The following is a 14,821-nucleotide window of genomic DNA, read 5'->3' on the forward strand; positions in this document are numbered from 1 at the left end:
TATACCTAGCTTTCATTTTTTATAACTTTTAAAAAATCTTCCAGTATTAATGCAGTCATTCCCCAAATATTGTACTCACCATAATTATAAAATAAGGATTTATATATTCCTTCCTTAAATTTATAATTTTCACCTCCATTAATGAGGTGAAAAGGAAAATCCTTATTTCTATCAACATTCAATTTGCTTATTACTTTTAGTGGCTCTATTTTTAATAACTTATCTAATGAAGTTAAAAATATATGATCAACCTCATCGGTATTAATATTTATATTATTATAATTTTTTAAATATCCTAAAAAAGGATGAATTATTAATCCATAATGAGTTACAAGTAAATTTAAAGGAGTAACTATCTCAAAATCATTAATATTTAAGCCTAGTTCCTCACAAATTTCTCTTTTTACAGCATTTTCTGCACTTTCATCATCCTCAATTTTGCCACCAGGAAAAGATATATCTCCTGGCTGACTTCTCATATGCAAAGCCCTTACTTCAAATATTATATTTGTTTCATTATCTATATCTACCATCAAAATAGCAACTGCTGCTTTTTTCATAGTATCCCAACCATTAATATATGAAGTGTAATTACTATATTTTTTTATTACTTCTTCTATCATATTTATACTTCCTTTATAATATAGTAAAAGCCTCCTAAATATTTTACTAAGGAGGCTTATATTTCTATTCTTCAATAATTTTATTTATAATTTCCACTCTTTCATCGCCTAAGTATGGATATAACTTTGATGAAAATATTCCATCTTTATAAACTCTATCTCCATTTGCAGAAACTATTTTTCTAATTTTTTCTTCTAATTCGTCATAACTTATTAAGAACTCCAAATAATTATCTACTAGATCCTTTAAACAAGTTGCTAATTCTTTTGGATTTTTATATACTGCTCTCATGTTTGTCTCCTTATATTATTTAAAGTAATTATATAATTATTATAAAGTTAATATTTAAAATTTTCTAGTATATTCTTATATTAATATCCTATTTTTAAAATTGATATTCCATTATTTTTAAGCCATTTTTCTGAATCTCTATAATTAGGTATAAAATTTTCAACTAAATTCCAAAAATCTTTAGAATGATTCATATGCTCTAAATGACATAATTCATGTGTTATTATATAATCAATAACTGAATATGGCATTAAGATAAGTCTCCAGTTTAATCTTATCTCATTTTTACTATTGCAACTTCCCCATCGTGACTTTTGATTTTTTATAAATACCTTAGAGGGAATTAAATTATAACTTCTAGCTAAATTAGTTAGTCTATTAATTAAAACTTTATTAGCTTGCATTACATACCATTTTATTAACAGTGTATTTATATATTCCTTATTTAAGCTCTTAGTTTTTATAAAAATACATTCGCCATTAATATCTATTTTTTCATTTTCAGATTTCTCTATTTGTTGGATGTATTGATTTCCTAAAAACAGTATCTTATCTTTACTATTTAAATAACTATTTTTAATTTTATCTATATTATTTATTATCCATTTTTGTTTATTTAAAAGTATACCTTCTATATATTTATAACTTATACCTATTGGAGCATAAACAATTATTTCTCCATTAGAATCTAATTTTATAGAAATATTTTTTTTATCTTTAAATAAGACAGTATAATAAAAAATATTATTGTTTAAATTAATAACTTTCTTCATATAAACTAACTAACCTTCTTTTTAGGGTTTGGTAAGAAAATAAAGAAAATAACTACTGAAATCACTGATAAAATAAATGCTAATATATACATTCCTAAGTAGCCAAAAATTCCTTGAATAAAGCTATATATAGATGGATATATAAAGTTTGCCCCACCTGTGCTTAATACAGATAATATTGCAAATGAAGTAGCTATTAATTCATCATTTAAAATATTTCTTAGATATTTAAATAAAAAGCTTAAATATAATCCATACATAATTCCATGTAATTGATCACCAAGAACAATTAATACTAAATTTCCAGATGAAAACATTAATATTTTTAGGGCTACAATAGATAAAGCTATTACCAAGGCATTCTTACTGTTTGAATTACTAAAATATTTAGCAATTATCATAAAAGCAAAGAATTCAATAACTACTCTAAAGCTAATAGAAGCACTGTATATTTCATTTGCTTTATTTACATCTCCTACAACATCAACTAAATAAGAAGAATAAGCAAAATCTAATCCCATATAGCTACCCATACCTAGGAACACCACAATAATGAGTAAAGCTATATTTTTATTTTTAAATAAGTCTTTAAAATTAACTTTATTTATATCTTCTTTCACACTTACATTAACTTTAAATTTAAGAATAATAATGAAAAACATTATTGCAACCATTGCTAATGCTAAAATATGAAGAATTCTATATCCAAATTTATTAATTATAATTCCTGAAATAAAAACTATGATTGCATATCCTATAGAACCCCATTTTCTTACATCAGAAAATTCATATTTACTTTTTATACATAGCTCCTCTATATAAACCTCAAATATTCCAGCTAAAGAGCCTAATATTGCTCCATAAAATGGTGCAAATATAATAGTTAAATCTTTGTTAATCATCATTAGTCCAATAATAGTTATAAAAACAAAAGTTAAATATGTTAATATAAATCTATTTTTATTTTTAGATTTAGAAAATCTGTTTGACAATATTGGCTGGAACACTAATGTAAAGAAAGCACCAATTGAAACTATTTTTCCAACTTCACTTAATGATAGGCCTATTTCCTGATTTAAGTACGGGAAATAAAAGGTTGATAGAATACTAAAAACTCCAAATGTTAAAAAAGTAGTTATCCCATAATATTTTTTCATTTGTATTAACCTCCACTATATTTTTATTATATAATATAATAATTTTTAGCAAAATAAAAGGCTATCTAAAAAGATAGCCTAAGAATTTAATTATTTATTACTCCATAAGCCGTGTAGATTACAGTATTCTCTAACTTTATCTACATCACCTTTTACTTTAAATGTAGCCACAGGCTTTTCACCTGGAGTTAAGCTTTGTCTTTGAACTTGTCCATCTTTTGTTATTACTTCTATCCATTGAATAAAGTGTTCAGCTATCATAGGATGTTCAACTTCTCCAACCTTAACTACTAATTCTCCATCTTTTTCTTCAGCAACAGGAATATGTTTTTCTACTGCTGCATCAACAGTATTTTCGTTTAATAATGTCATTGGCTTACCACAACATACTAAAGTACCGCCTCCAGCATTTAAAACTTCCACCATGTTACCACAAACTTCACATTTGTATACTTGTAATTTTTCTATCATTTAAATCACTCCTTCATAATTATTTGTATGCCTATATTTTACTACTTTTATCTAAACTTTACAATTTTTTTATTATACCTTTATAGCTTCTTCTGCTAGATTTCTAACATATACATAGTCATTTACTTCAAAATACTCGTATTTTATACTGATTTTTGCAGTATCTAATATTTCTAAAATCTTTTCTAATAGTGCTTCTGCTTTCATTGGTAGTTTTACATTTTTCTTATTTAAATAATCAATTATTAATAAGTTTGTGCTGTAGACATTTATGAATTTTGCGGTTTTATCATTTAGAATTTCATTGATTCCATGTAAAATTGCATAACAATGAGCTTCCATAATAGTACCTTTTCCAATCATTTCAGAAAAAACCTTTTCTTCTCCTCTATCGTTTAATATTACTCCACCTATACCCATACTGCTTTGTAAATTTCTTGTGTTGTTACAAAATCCACTGACATAAAGTCTATATTTCATATATCCTCCACTTATAAACTTATACTTTATAAACTATTCCTAAAATTTATTTATTATTCTTAAAAAGTAACTAAAGTTCTAATTGCATTTTCTATATTTATATTTATACTTATACTAAATACTAATAAATAAGGAGGATACAATGTGTATATTAAAAGAAAATGATACTATTGGATTAATATCTTGCTCAAATGGATTAGATCATAATATGAAAGATAGGATTGATGAATTAATTTCTTTATTATCATCAATGAAAATAAATGTAATTAAATCTAAAGCTTTATATAAAAATATTGATGGTTCCACTACTAATGGAAAATTTAGAGCAAATGAACTTATGAGTTTATATAATAATAAAGATATTAAGGCAATCTTTGACTTATCTGGTGGAGACTTATGTAATGAAGTTCTAGATTATTTAGACTACGAAAAAATAATATCTTCACAAAAACCTTTTATAGGATATAGCGATTTAACTGTAATATTAAATGCATTATATAGTAGAACAAGGTTTGTAAATTATAATTATCAATTAAGAAATTTGATTAGAGAAGATAGCAAAAATCAAATTAAATATTTCAAAAAAATATTTTTGTTAGATGAAGATATAATAAATCAAATTAATTATAAATTTATAAAAGGAAATTATATGGAAGGTATTTTAATAGGTGGAAATATTCGTTGCTTTTTAAAACTTGCAGGTACAAACTATATTCCATCCTTTGAAAATAAAATTCTATTTCTAGAAGCTTTAAGTGGAGATGTTAATAAAATTTCTACTTTTATTGCTCAATACAAGCAAATTGGAGCTTTTTCAAAAATTAATGGTATTATTCTTGGTACTTTTACAGAGCTTGATGAAAAATATAATAATAATTATATAGAAAACTTATTTTTAGAAAAATTAAAAGACTACAATATACCAATAGCAAGAACATACGATTTAGGGCATTCTGCTAATTCAAAATTAATTCCTATTGGTAAGAACATTACACTAAGGTAGAGAACTTTTCCATTCTTGAAATAATATTTTATTAAAGTTATAATTTATACTATAATAGACCTTTGTTTATTATAATTTATCATTTGAGGTGAAATTATGTTAAAAGAAGAACTAAAAAAGAATGAAATAGCAGCAATGAAAGCTAGAGATAAACAAAAAGTAAGTGTTTTAAGATTAGTTAACTCTGAAATTAAAGCTTATGAAGTCAATGAAAGAAAAGATGCTACAGATGAAGTAGTAATAAAAATAATAGAAAAACAACTTAAACAATTAAAAGAAACTTTACAATATTCAATTCAATTAAATGATGAAGCTAAAATTGAAGAAGGTAATTTTGCAATTAACCTACTTACACCATATCTTCCAGAACAACTAAGCGAGGACGAAGTCAAAGCTATGTTAAAGGAAATAATTGAAAATGGAAATTATGGTCCTTCAGATATGGGTAAGATAATGAAAGAAATAATGCCTAAAGTTAATGGAAAGTTTGATAGATCTAAAATTAATCCTATGGTAAAAGATATGCTTAAATAGCAAGAAATCCTCCTTTTATTAGGAGGATTTCTTTATTTTACTTTCTTCAAGGAATATCTACTTTCCTTTAACTTTTTCTAATTTATCTAATTTTTTATTATATATAAACATATAAAATGAAGCTGCAAATATTATAATATATCCAATAAAGCTTAAATTATCTGGAAGTGCTCCGAATACTACGAAGCTTATTATTGCTGAAAAAATTATGTTTGAATAATCAAATATAGATATTTCCTTTGCTGGAGCATATTTATAAGCTATAGTAATGCCAAATTGACCTATACTAGCAAAAACACCTGCCATTAATAAATAAAAAAGTTGCAATGATGTCATAGGTTTATATACAAACATCATGAATGGAAATATAACTATTAAAGAAAATAATGAAAAATAGAAAACTATAGTATAATGTTTTTCTTTTGAGCCCAAAGTTCTAAGACATGTATAAGCTCCTGCAGCAAAAACCGCACCTAGTATTCCCATAATAAAAGGTATCAAATCAACATTAAAACTTGGTTTAATTATAAATAAAACTCCTACAAAAGCAATAAGAATAGATATAACTTGTTTTAAGTTTATCTTCTCTCCTAAGAATAAGGCTGAAAATATTATTACAAAAAATGGACTCAATTTATTTAGCATATTTGCATCTGATAATATAAGTCTATCTATTGAGTAATAATTAAGCACTATTCCTATTGTCCCTAATGCTGATCTTAATATTAATAGCTTTTGACTATCTTTTTTACCAAAAAAGCTTTCTTTATTTTTTATTATAAAGATTAAAGCTACTATACATGAAACTAAATTTCTAAAGAAAGTTTTTTGAAAAGATGGTAAGTCACCTGCCAACTTTACAAAGGCTGACATTCCTGCAAAACCAAAAGCTGAAAATATAATAAATATAATTCCTTTAACTCTATCAGTTAAATTACTCATTTTATCACTCCTTACTAAAATATAATACATCTATTTTAAATAAAAATCAAAAACCTTAGAGAATTGCTCTAAGGTTTTTAACACTACGCTTCAATTTGACTTATAAATTTTTCGTCTGTTTCTGCTTCAATATATTTTCCGTTAGCATATCCAATTAATAGACCATCTCTACCACCACATTCTCCTATGCAACCTACTTCAACATTTTCAGCTCCAAATTTTAATTCTAATTTATCAATATCTACACCTGAACATACTGGACAAACTGATATCATAATTACTCTCCTTTTAACAATAATTTTATTAATTTAATTATATTAAGAATAATTATTATTTACAAACTCTAATTATCCAAAGGATTTCTTATTTTCTTTATTTTTCTCTCAATATCTTATTTATATTATGAATTTTGTAATGTTTAATTTTATAAAATTAAATTTCATCAATAGTATTTTTATTTAGTTTTTTATATTTCTGGATTATTACTCCCTTACTCATTTAATAAAATCACCATATTTTTATATCATTTACGAATATGATTTCTAAACAAAATATATATAAATATTATATTTTAGTACATTATTTAGTATATATTAAATATAAAAGCAGACCATTAATAGTCTGCTTTTAATCATTATAATTTATTTATATCTAATTAAATTATTTATTACTAACTAATTTAACAGTATCTCTTGCAATCATAAGTTCTTCATTAGTTGGGATTTCATATACTTTAACTTTTGAATCTTCAGTCGATATTTCTTGAATTTTACCTCTAACTGAATTTTTTTCATCATCTATATTAAATCCAAAGAATTCAAGTCCTCTTAAACATTCTCTTCTTGTAAATGAAGAGTTTTCACCTATCCCTGCAGTAAATACTATAACATCTACGCCACCCATTATACCAGCATAAGCAGCAATTTGAGCTCTTACTTTATAATGGAATATATCTAAAGCAAGTTTAGCTCTTTCATTCCCCTTTTCTGCTTCTGCTAAAACATCTCTAAAATCTGAGGATACTCCTGATATACCTAGTACACCAGATTTCTTATTTAATAATTCATCTATATCATTAATAGTATAGCCATGTTCTTCTACTAAGAAACTAATAACTGAAGGGTCTATACTTCCTGATCTAGTACCCATCATAACCCCTGCAAGTGGTGTGAAGCCCATAGATGTATCTATTGATTTTCCTCCCTTTACTGCAGCAAGAGAACATCCATTACCTAAGTGACAAGTAATTATTTTTAAATCCTTAATATCTTTTCCCATAATTTCAGCAACTTTTTGAGAAACATACATATGTGAGGTTCCATGAAAACCATATTTTCTAATACCGTACTTTTCATATAATTCATATGGTAAAGGACAAATATATGCTTCCTTTGGCATAGTTTGGTGGAATGCAGTATCAAACACAGCTACCATTGGTGTATTAGGCATAAGTTCTCTACAAGCTTCTATTCCTATTATGTTAGGTGGGTTATGAAGTGGAGCTAAAGATATGCAATCTCTTATCGATTTTAAAACAACGTCATCTATTATAACAGAATGAGAATATTTTTCTCCTCCATGTACTACTCTATGTCCAACAGCCCCTATTTCGTCCATTGAATTAATAATATTATGCTCTTTATTTACTAATGCACTTAGTACATGTTGTATTGCAGCCTTATGATTTGGCATATCTTCTTGAATAATATATTTATCTTTGCCTTCAACTTTTTGAGTCAAAATCGATCCATCAATACCTATTCTTTCAACTAATCCTTGAACTAATGATTCTTCTGTTTCCATATCAATTAATTGATATTTTAACGATGAACTTCCACAGTTAATTACTAATGTTTTCATTTAAATTCTCCTTTTTGTGTATTTATATCATTAATTATATAATACACTAAAAATCTATATATTCAAATTGATAGATTATTGAATATTTTAGAAAAAAACTAAGTATTAGCTAAATGAATCATATTTCCATATAATTACCTCAATTTTACTAAAATTTTTATAATCTTCTATGTAACAACTACAAATTAAGTTAGTATATATGGAAGTCTAAGTTTTAATTAATCTAAACTTGATCCGTGTCTATTAGAATAGTCTTCTAATTGTTTTTCATCTATTTTATAAACATCAAAATACTTTGCCTTGTCATTTGCAAAGTATAATCCATAAACTGATGATAGTTTTTTACATATTTCAACTGTTTTAGAAGCATCAAATCCATAAGTTACAGGGCCACTATAATTAGGATCTATCTTTAGTGCAGTATGAACCTTTGAAGTAGTAGCCCCTCCAATTAGAAGAGGAATATTTAATCCTTTTTTCTCCATTTCTTTTGCAACAGTAATCATTTCATTTAATGATGGGGTAATTAACCCACTTAGCCTTATGATATCGACTTTCTCTTCAATTGCTCGATTTATTATTTCTTCAAATGGAACCATTACACCTAAATCAATAACATCAAAATTATTACAAGATAGTACAACTTCTACAATATTTTTACCAATATAATGTACGGCACCTTTTACTGTTGCAATTAGTATTTTTCCATACTTAGCGAAGCTTCCGTCACCATCTTCTATATATGGTGTTAAAAATGAAACAGACTTTTTCATAACTCTTGCAGATTTACTACTTGGGGTAAAAACATTTTACCATCTCCAAAAAGCGCTCCAACTCTTTTCATCCCATTAATTAATGGACCCTCTATTATACTTAATGCTTTATCATATATTTTTAATGCTTCATTCAAATCTTCTTCTATATAATTAGTAATACCTTTAACTAAGGAGTATTCTAATCTATCTTTACATGATTTATTTCTCCAATCTTCTTTAACTACTTCTTATTTTTTATTATCAGATTTATAGTTATTTGCTGCTTCTAATAGTTTTTCACTAGCCCATTTTTTATTGCATAATATAAAAATACAGAATGCATTGCCTCTCTTAATTTATCAGCTATTGTACCAGATATCATAATAGGTAAAGCTATATTTTTTAATTTAAAAACTTCATTTTCAGTAATAATTGCAGCCCTTGCATTTAATGAATCAAATATGGTTTCAATTAAAATTAAATCAATTCCTCCATCTATAAGTGCAGCTATTTGCTATATATATATGTGCTTTTTAATTCATCAAAGGTAACACTTCTAAATGAAGGATCCTCAACATCAGGTGATAATGATGCCATCTTATTAGTTGGCTCGATAGATCCTGCAACTTATTTCTTTTTCCCTTCTTTTAATGTAAATTCTTCACAAAGCTCCTTTGCTATCTTTGCATTTTGAAAATTTAATTCATAAACTAAATTTTCAAGATTAAAATCACTTTGTGATATTTTATTTGAATTTAGTGTATTTGTTTCTATAATATTTGCTCCTGCTTGTAGGAATCCTCTATGAATACTTTTAATTATTTCTGGCTTTGTTATACTTAATAAGTTATTATTTCCTTTTTGATCAATATTAAAATTTTTTAATAACTCTCCTCTATAATCCTATTCATTTAGATTATAACTCTGAATATTGGTTCCACTATTCCCATCTATAACTAATATTCTATTTTTTAAATCATCTATTATTTTAAAATTTGAATTCAATCTGTGCCCCCTTTTATGAAATAAAAAAATCTCTTCTAAAAAAGAAGAGATTAAAATACAAATAACTATTGCTCTTATTTTCCAGATCACTCTGTAGGATTTAGCACCACACACAATAGTAGGTTGCTGGGGTTCATTGGGCCAGTCCCTCCACCTCTCTTAATAAGGTTATTATAATTTATATAAATATATAGTTTTTATTTAAATGTGTCAATTTAAAGCTCTGATTATAAATTTCCCCAAGAAACTACAAATCATAGTAATATCTAATTTTCTCATTACATTCTAAGTATACTTATTTTAATAAACTTACCAAACCCCTTACTTTATTAAAAATATAAATTTACCTTTTACTATATTAATTAAATCATTAGGATTTATTTTAATTTGTTGACCAATTTTCCCTGCACTTATAATTATAAAATCTAATTTCCTTGCACTTTCATGTATAAATGTTTTATACTCTCGTTTCTGACCTATAGGAGAACATCCACCACGCAAGTAACCTGTGTACTTCATTATATCTTTAACATGGATCATCTCTACTTTCTTTTCGCCTACTATTATAGCTGCTTCTTTTAAATTTAACTCTTCTGCAACTGGAATAACAAATACATATAACTCTTTGCTTGTTCCTTGAGCTACTAATGTTTTAAATACATGAGATTCATCTAATCCAATTTTATGTGCTACCGATATACCATCTATTTTCCCATCATTACTTTCATAAGTAATGATTTCATATTTTACTTTCCTTGAGTCTAATATTCTCATTGCATTTGTTTTATTTATTTTTTCTTTAGACATAATACACCTCATAATATGGTTTTAATTTATATATATTAAATTGTATTATATGTTCATAATTTGTCAATAATTAACTTATGTAGGAATATTACATTTAAAGGATATAGTACAAAATTTTCTGTTAGGAATTTACAATTTCTCCTCCATTTACATGAATAGTTTCTCCAGTTATAAATGCAGCTCCATCACTTGCTAAGAATACATATGCTTCCGCTAATTCTACAGGTTGAGCTGCTCTCTTCATAGGATTATCTTGACCGAAAGTTGAAACTTGTGTTGCATCAAAAGAAGCAGATATAAGTGGAGTCCATACTGGTCCTGGTGCAACTGAATTTACTCTTATACCTTTAGTAACTAAATTTAGAGCTAATGAACGAGTAAAAGAGGTTAAAGCTCCTTTTGTCATTGAATAGTCTATTAATGTTTCGTTACCTCTATATGCAGTTATAGATGTAGTATTAATAATACAATCTCCTTGTGTTAAATACTTTAAAGCTTCTTTAGTTATAAAGAAAGCTCCAAAAACATTAGTTTTAAATGTTTTCTCAAATTGTTCTGTTGTTATATCAGTTAAATTATTACATACGTGTTGTTCAGCTGAATTATTTACAACAATATTAATTTTATTAAATTTATTTCTAACAGTATTAATAGAAGAAATACAAAACTCTTCATTACCAATATCTCCACTTATTAATAAACATTCACCACCTATAGACTCGATTTCTTTCTTTGTTATTTCTGCATCTTGATGTTCATTTAAATATATTATAGCAACCTTAGCACCTTCTTTTGCATAAGCAATTGCTACAGCTCTTCCAATCCCACTATCACCACCAGTTATTATTGCAACTTTATCCTTAAGTTTTCCACTTAAAACATAATTACTATTCTTAAAAATTGGTTTAGGGTTCATATTTTCTTCTATTCCAGGTTGTACATTTTGATGCTGTGGCTGAAAGTTTTTTGGAAAATTATTATTCATATTTATCCTCCATAAAGTTATATTCTTCTCCTAGTTTACTAGTTTTTACACTTTCTAAATAATTTCTTTCATTTACTATATTATTTTCAAATCTTTTAACAGCTATTTTTGTAAAGTTTCCAACGTTACTTATATCAATTAATGAATTTTTCATATTATTTCTCCCCTTTCTTTATCTATTTATATCTATTATTCTATTATTTCTAATAAAATATACTTTTTATAAAATTTAAAGTATTCATATATTTATTAACCAGTGATATAATAATTATTATAAAATTTGCTAGGAGTGGGAATATATGCATTTAAATGAAATAAGAAAAGCACACGACAATATAAAGGATATAATTAATAAAACTCCATTATTATATAGTCCAATTTTTTCAGCAATAAACAATTGCTCTCTATATATGAAATGTGAGAATTTACAAATTACTGGAGCTTATAAAATTAGAGGTGCTCTTAATAAAATAAGGACTCTAAGTGAAGAAGAAAGAAATAAAGGTGTTGTTTGTTCTTCTGCAGGTAATCATGCACAAGGGGTTGCTTATGCAGCTAAATTATTAGGAGTGAATTCTACTATTGTAATGCCTAAAAATACTCCTTATCTAAAGGTCCAATCAACAAAAGAATTTGGCGGAAATGTTGTGTTACATGGAAATTGTTATGATGATGCTTTTTTGAAAGCAAAGTTTATAGAATCTGAGAATAACTCAGTTTTTATTCATCCTTTTAATGATATAAATGTAATTTACGGACAAGCTACTATAGCTTTAGAAATTTTTGAAGATATTGAAAACATAGATGTAATATTATGCCCTGTAGGTGGTGGTGGTTTAATAAGTGGTATTTCAGTTGCTGCTAAAGAATTGAATCCAAATGTAAAAATAATAGGAGTACAAGCCGAAGGTGCTAATGCAATGGAACAAAGTTTTAAGAACAGTAATATAATATGCTTAAATTCAGTTAATACTATTGCTGACGGTATAGCAGTAAAATGCCCTGGAGAACTAACTTTTAGCATTATAAAAGATTATGTTGATGATATAGTGACAGTTTCTGATAAAGAAATAGCTGAATCATTTTTAATTTTATGTGAAAAACATAAAATATTAGCGGAAGCCTCTGGGGCTGCTTCATTAGCTGCACTTAAAAAACTAAATTTAAGTGGCAAAAAAGTAGTTTCTATAATAAGTGGAGGAAATATAGATATGCTAACTATTTCCTCTCTAATAAGTGATGGTTTAGTTGAAAGAGGAAGATTATTTTGTTTCTCTGTTGAACTACCTGATACTCCTGGACAACTTCAAGAAATTTCAAAAATATTATCTGAATTAAATGCCAATGTTGTTCAACTTGAACACAATCAATTCAAAGCATCAAATAGATTAAAAAATGTTTTACTAGAAGTAACTGTTGAGACTAATGGAATTGAACATATAGAATTAATTAAATCAACTTTAAATGAAAATGGATTTAAGATTATTCAAATGTATTAATTTATTTTTCAAATTTAAATTAGAAATGGTGAAAAACTATATTTATACTTTTTCACCACATTCTTTTAATCTCTATCTAAGTTTTCTTCTTCCTCTGTTCATTTTCTTATATAACTTTGCATTTTGGATAATATCCATAAAGTCATCAGCCATTTCAACTAAAAGCATTCCTTTTGATCTACCTTTTCTAAGTGATCTTTTCATTTTTTTCATTAATTTATTTTTCATAATTATTACCTCCTAAGGTTGTACTTCAATATTTATTTTTCCCTTAAGAGTTTTTTTTATGATTTAAACTATATTACATATTATAGAATTTATAAAATCTTCTTTTTTTGAATTTAAATATTCTCCATAATAATATTTATCATTTGTTTCCTCATTTTTTTCAATATCGATCTTACTAAGTAAAAATGAATTTATATCCTTAGAGTATCTTAGTTCAATTTCTTCTTTAATTGCTCTAAATTCCTCAAGTCCACCATTTTTTCTATATTTTCTTATTAAAGAATCTAAGTAAGTGTTATATTCCTTTATCTTATAACATATTTTCTCTAAATATGTTTTTTTCATTTTTATATAGTTTTTTTCATAATCTAATTTTATTTTCATCAATTCATTAATTTGATATTCATTATTCATAATTTTGAATATAACTCTTTCTCCATTAAAAGAAGAACTAATAATTAAATTGGCTAAATCTCCATTTTCCTTTACTTCGTCAAGAAAAGATTTTCCACCTACGATTTCAATTGCTTTTCTTAATTGCTTTATTTTTTCTTCTACTAATTTATTTTCTATAGTTAGCATATTCTTCTCCTTAAATAATATTAATTAAATAATTCTTTAATATTATATAACCTAAGGAGTTTATTGTCTATTTTATTATATTAGATTTATACAATTTACATTTAAACTATAAGTTACATCTTTACGTTCAACTATAACTTTTATTTTATCTTTTATTTCTTTATCTTCCATTACTTTATCTAAAAGTTCTTTTGTTGGATTTATTGCGTATGGAATTCCTACAGATTTAAACATTGTTATATCTCCTGATGTATCACCATAAGCATAACTTTTACTTAAATCAATATTATATTTACTTTCAAATTCCTTAATGGCTTTTAATTTGCTTTCGTGGTCCCACATAGGTATCACTTCGCCACTATATTTATTATTATCATCTAGTTTATATATAGTTCCTTTATAATCATTCATATAATACTTTTTAGACATTTCTCTAACTAATTCTATAGGAGATCCTGAAATTGCTATTACAATATGACCTTGCTCTTGATGCCACTTAATTCTTTCTCTACTAAAAGTGTAAACTCTATCACCCTTTTGCTCTATAACTTTTTTAGCAATATAATCTATATGATATTTATCAATACCTTTTATAGCTTCAATGTATATATCTACCATTTTTAATAAATATGCATCATAATCCCCTTGTCTTTTATCCCATTTTAAATAAGCTGGTCTTACATCTTTATACCACTTATTTTCACTTACTAATTCATACTTTATTATCTTCTTAAAAACTTCGGTAATTAATCCTTCTCTATATATTGTTCCATCAATATCAAAAAATGCTGCTACATTCTTCATAAAATCCCTCCATTTCTGTTT

General features: G+C 25.8%; 18 protein-coding genes, 1 pseudogene and 1 riboswitch. Of the genes and pseudogenes, 3 read left to right on the forward strand and 16 right to left on the reverse strand.

The genetic code is table 11. The annotated features are described in order from the left end of the window. Positions 1 to 5: 5 nt before the first annotated feature. The 6 genes from ACQPUY_RS00255 to ACQPUY_RS00280 all read right to left on the reverse strand — a co-directional run bounded on the left by ACQPUY_RS00255 (position 6) and on the right by ACQPUY_RS00280 (position 3,796). A complete protein-coding gene (locus ACQPUY_RS00255) occupies positions 6 to 623 on the reverse strand; it encodes an NUDIX hydrolase (RefSeq protein ID WP_430838856.1) in 618 nt (205 codons plus the stop codon). Positions 624 to 687: 64 nt separating this feature from the next. Continuing rightward, positions 688 to 915 carry a TIGR04540 family protein gene (locus ACQPUY_RS00260; protein ID WP_430838857.1) on the reverse strand — a complete coding sequence of 76 codons (228 nt, stop codon included), beginning with the start codon at positions 913 to 915 and terminating at the stop codon, positions 688 to 690. An 80-nt stretch (positions 916 to 995) separates the two neighbouring features. Continuing rightward, positions 996 to 1,688: a M48 family metallopeptidase gene (locus ACQPUY_RS00265; protein WP_430838858.1), complete on the reverse strand. Its 693-nt coding sequence runs from the start codon at positions 1,686 to 1,688 to the stop codon at positions 996 to 998. A 5-nt stretch (positions 1,689 to 1,693) separates the two neighbouring features. Beyond that, complete coding sequence (locus tag ACQPUY_RS00270; protein ID WP_430838859.1) at positions 1,694 to 2,845, reverse strand: MFS transporter; 1,152 nt, start codon at positions 2,843 to 2,845, stop codon at positions 1,694 to 1,696. 90 nt (positions 2,846 to 2,935) lie between these two features. Next, positions 2,936 to 3,316, reverse strand: coding sequence for a desulfoferrodoxin (locus tag ACQPUY_RS00275; RefSeq protein ID WP_430838860.1), 381 nt, complete (start codon positions 3,314 to 3,316; stop codon positions 2,936 to 2,938). A 72-nt stretch (positions 3,317 to 3,388) separates the two neighbouring features. Then, a complete protein-coding gene (locus tag ACQPUY_RS00280; RefSeq protein WP_430838861.1) occupies positions 3,389 to 3,796 on the reverse strand; it encodes a reverse transcriptase-like protein in 408 nt (135 codons plus the stop codon). A gap of 142 nt (positions 3,797 to 3,938) precedes the next feature. Here ACQPUY_RS00280 and ACQPUY_RS00285 point away from each other — a divergent pair, with 142 nt between their 5' ends. Both ACQPUY_RS00285 and ACQPUY_RS00290 read left to right on the forward strand, forming a co-directional pair. Further along, entirely contained in the window at positions 3,939 to 4,799 is an 861-nt protein-coding gene (locus ACQPUY_RS00285) for a S66 family peptidase (protein WP_430838862.1), read from the forward strand. A 96-nt stretch (positions 4,800 to 4,895) separates the two neighbouring features. Further along, positions 4,896 to 5,333 (forward strand): GatB/YqeY domain-containing protein, encoded by a 438-nt coding sequence (locus ACQPUY_RS00290; protein WP_430838863.1) that lies wholly within the window; start codon positions 4,896 to 4,898, stop codon positions 5,331 to 5,333. A 57-nt stretch (positions 5,334 to 5,390) separates the two neighbouring features. Here ACQPUY_RS00290 and ACQPUY_RS00295 read toward each other — a convergent pair whose 3' ends face one another. The 7 genes and pseudogenes from ACQPUY_RS00295 to ACQPUY_RS00325 form a co-directional block, all read right to left on the reverse strand. Then, a complete protein-coding gene (locus ACQPUY_RS00295) occupies positions 5,391 to 6,275 on the reverse strand; it encodes a DMT family transporter (RefSeq protein WP_430838864.1) in 885 nt (294 codons plus the stop codon). A gap of 83 nt (positions 6,276 to 6,358) precedes the next feature. Continuing rightward, complete coding sequence (locus ACQPUY_RS00300) at positions 6,359 to 6,550, reverse strand: DUF1450 domain-containing protein (protein ID WP_430838865.1); 192 nt, start codon at positions 6,548 to 6,550, stop codon at positions 6,359 to 6,361. Positions 6,551 to 6,935: 385 nt separating this feature from the next. Further along, a complete protein-coding gene (locus tag ACQPUY_RS00305) occupies positions 6,936 to 8,135 on the reverse strand; it encodes an acetate kinase (protein WP_430838867.1) in 1,200 nt (399 codons plus the stop codon). Positions 8,136 to 8,392: 257 nt separating this feature from the next. Next, positions 8,393 to 9,895, reverse strand: a pseudogene (locus tag ACQPUY_RS00310) (homocysteine S-methyltransferase family protein); the annotation flags it as partial. A 71-nt stretch (positions 9,896 to 9,966) separates the two neighbouring features. Next, positions 9,967 to 10,064: riboswitch (SAM riboswitch) on the reverse strand. A gap of 152 nt (positions 10,065 to 10,216) precedes the next feature. Beyond that, positions 10,217 to 10,702, reverse strand: a complete 486-nt coding sequence (gene ybaK / locus ACQPUY_RS00315) for a Cys-tRNA(Pro) deacylase (RefSeq protein WP_430838868.1) — start codon at positions 10,700 to 10,702, stop codon at positions 10,217 to 10,219. A gap of 121 nt (positions 10,703 to 10,823) precedes the next feature. Beyond that, positions 10,824 to 11,687 carry an SDR family oxidoreductase gene (locus tag ACQPUY_RS00320; RefSeq protein ID WP_430838869.1) on the reverse strand — a complete coding sequence of 288 codons (864 nt, stop codon included), beginning with the start codon at positions 11,685 to 11,687 and terminating at the stop codon, positions 10,824 to 10,826. Further along, positions 11,680 to 11,841, reverse strand: a complete 162-nt coding sequence (locus tag ACQPUY_RS00325; RefSeq protein ID WP_430838870.1) for a hypothetical protein — start codon at positions 11,839 to 11,841, stop codon at positions 11,680 to 11,682. Before ACQPUY_RS00325 ends, ACQPUY_RS00320 begins: the two co-directional genes overlap by 8 nt. 145 nt (positions 11,842 to 11,986) lie before the next feature. Here ACQPUY_RS00325 and ilvA point away from each other — a divergent pair, with 145 nt between their 5' ends. After that, positions 11,987 to 13,186 carry a threonine ammonia-lyase gene (gene ilvA / locus ACQPUY_RS00330; RefSeq protein ID WP_430838871.1) on the forward strand — a complete coding sequence of 400 codons (1,200 nt, stop codon included), beginning with the start codon at positions 11,987 to 11,989 and terminating at the stop codon, positions 13,184 to 13,186. A gap of 72 nt (positions 13,187 to 13,258) precedes the next feature. On the opposite strand, the gene ACQPUY_RS00335 is transcribed toward ilvA, so the two are convergent. The 3 genes from ACQPUY_RS00335 to ACQPUY_RS00345 form a co-directional block, all read right to left on the reverse strand. Next, positions 13,259 to 13,414, reverse strand: coding sequence for a hypothetical protein (locus tag ACQPUY_RS00335; protein ID WP_430838872.1), 156 nt, complete (start codon positions 13,412 to 13,414; stop codon positions 13,259 to 13,261). Between the two features lie 63 nt (positions 13,415 to 13,477). Further along, a complete protein-coding gene (locus ACQPUY_RS00340; protein ID WP_430838873.1) occupies positions 13,478 to 13,996 on the reverse strand; it encodes a hypothetical protein in 519 nt (172 codons plus the stop codon). A gap of 75 nt (positions 13,997 to 14,071) precedes the next feature. Then, positions 14,072 to 14,800 (reverse strand): HAD-IB family hydrolase, encoded by a 729-nt coding sequence (locus tag ACQPUY_RS00345; protein WP_430838875.1) that lies wholly within the window; start codon positions 14,798 to 14,800, stop codon positions 14,072 to 14,074. Positions 14,801 to 14,821: the final 21 nt, after the last annotated feature.

Origin of the sequence: Clostridium nigeriense (assembly GCF_050585245.1) — a bacterium.
In the GTDB taxonomy this organism is placed as follows: domain Bacteria; phylum Bacillota; class Clostridia; order Clostridiales; family Clostridiaceae; genus Clostridium; species Clostridium nigeriense_A.

What these genes read in the sequence shown, in the direction of transcription:
- ACQPUY_RS00255 (WP_430838856.1), bottom strand. Translation starts at nt 623, where the DNA reads ATGATAGAAGAAGTAATAAAAAAATATAGTAATTACACTTCATATATT.
- ACQPUY_RS00260 (WP_430838857.1), bottom strand. Translation starts at nt 915, where the DNA reads ATGAGAGCAGTATATAAAAATCCAAAAGAATTAGCAACTTGTTTAAAG.
- ACQPUY_RS00265 (WP_430838858.1), bottom strand. Translation starts at nt 1,688, where the DNA reads ATGAAGAAAGTTATTAATTTAAACAATAATATTTTTTATTATACTGTC.
- ACQPUY_RS00270 (WP_430838859.1), bottom strand. Translation starts at nt 2,845, where the DNA reads ATGAAAAAATATTATGGGATAACTACTTTTTTAACATTTGGAGTTTTT.
- ACQPUY_RS00275 (WP_430838860.1), bottom strand. Translation starts at nt 3,316, where the DNA reads ATGATAGAAAAATTACAAGTATACAAATGTGAAGTTTGTGGTAACATG.
- ACQPUY_RS00280 (WP_430838861.1), bottom strand. Translation starts at nt 3,796, where the DNA reads ATGAAATATAGACTTTATGTCAGTGGATTTTGTAACAACACAAGAAAT.
- ACQPUY_RS00285 (WP_430838862.1), top strand. Translation starts at nt 3,939, where the DNA reads ATGTGTATATTAAAAGAAAATGATACTATTGGATTAATATCTTGCTCA.
- ACQPUY_RS00290 (WP_430838863.1), top strand. Translation starts at nt 4,896, where the DNA reads ATGTTAAAAGAAGAACTAAAAAAGAATGAAATAGCAGCAATGAAAGCT.
- ACQPUY_RS00295 (WP_430838864.1), bottom strand. Translation starts at nt 6,275, where the DNA reads ATGAGTAATTTAACTGATAGAGTTAAAGGAATTATATTTATTATATTT.
- ACQPUY_RS00300 (WP_430838865.1), bottom strand. Translation starts at nt 6,550, where the DNA reads ATGATATCAGTTTGTCCAGTATGTTCAGGTGTAGATATTGATAAATTA.
- ACQPUY_RS00305 (WP_430838867.1), bottom strand. Translation starts at nt 8,135, where the DNA reads ATGAAAACATTAGTAATTAACTGTGGAAGTTCATCGTTAAAATATCAA.
- ybaK (WP_430838868.1), bottom strand. Translation starts at nt 10,702, where the DNA reads ATGTCTAAAGAAAAAATAAATAAAACAAATGCAATGAGAATATTAGAC.
- ACQPUY_RS00320 (WP_430838869.1), bottom strand. Translation starts at nt 11,687, where the DNA reads ATGAATAATAATTTTCCAAAAAACTTTCAGCCACAGCATCAAAATGTA.
- ACQPUY_RS00325 (WP_430838870.1), bottom strand. Translation starts at nt 11,841, where the DNA reads ATGAAAAATTCATTAATTGATATAAGTAACGTTGGAAACTTTACAAAA.
- ilvA (WP_430838871.1), top strand. Translation starts at nt 11,987, where the DNA reads ATGCATTTAAATGAAATAAGAAAAGCACACGACAATATAAAGGATATA.
- ACQPUY_RS00335 (WP_430838872.1), bottom strand. Translation starts at nt 13,414, where the DNA reads ATGAAAAATAAATTAATGAAAAAAATGAAAAGATCACTTAGAAAAGGT.
- ACQPUY_RS00340 (WP_430838873.1), bottom strand. Translation starts at nt 13,996, where the DNA reads ATGCTAACTATAGAAAATAAATTAGTAGAAGAAAAAATAAAGCAATTA.
- ACQPUY_RS00345 (WP_430838875.1), bottom strand. Translation starts at nt 14,800, where the DNA reads ATGAAGAATGTAGCAGCATTTTTTGATATTGATGGAACAATATATAGA.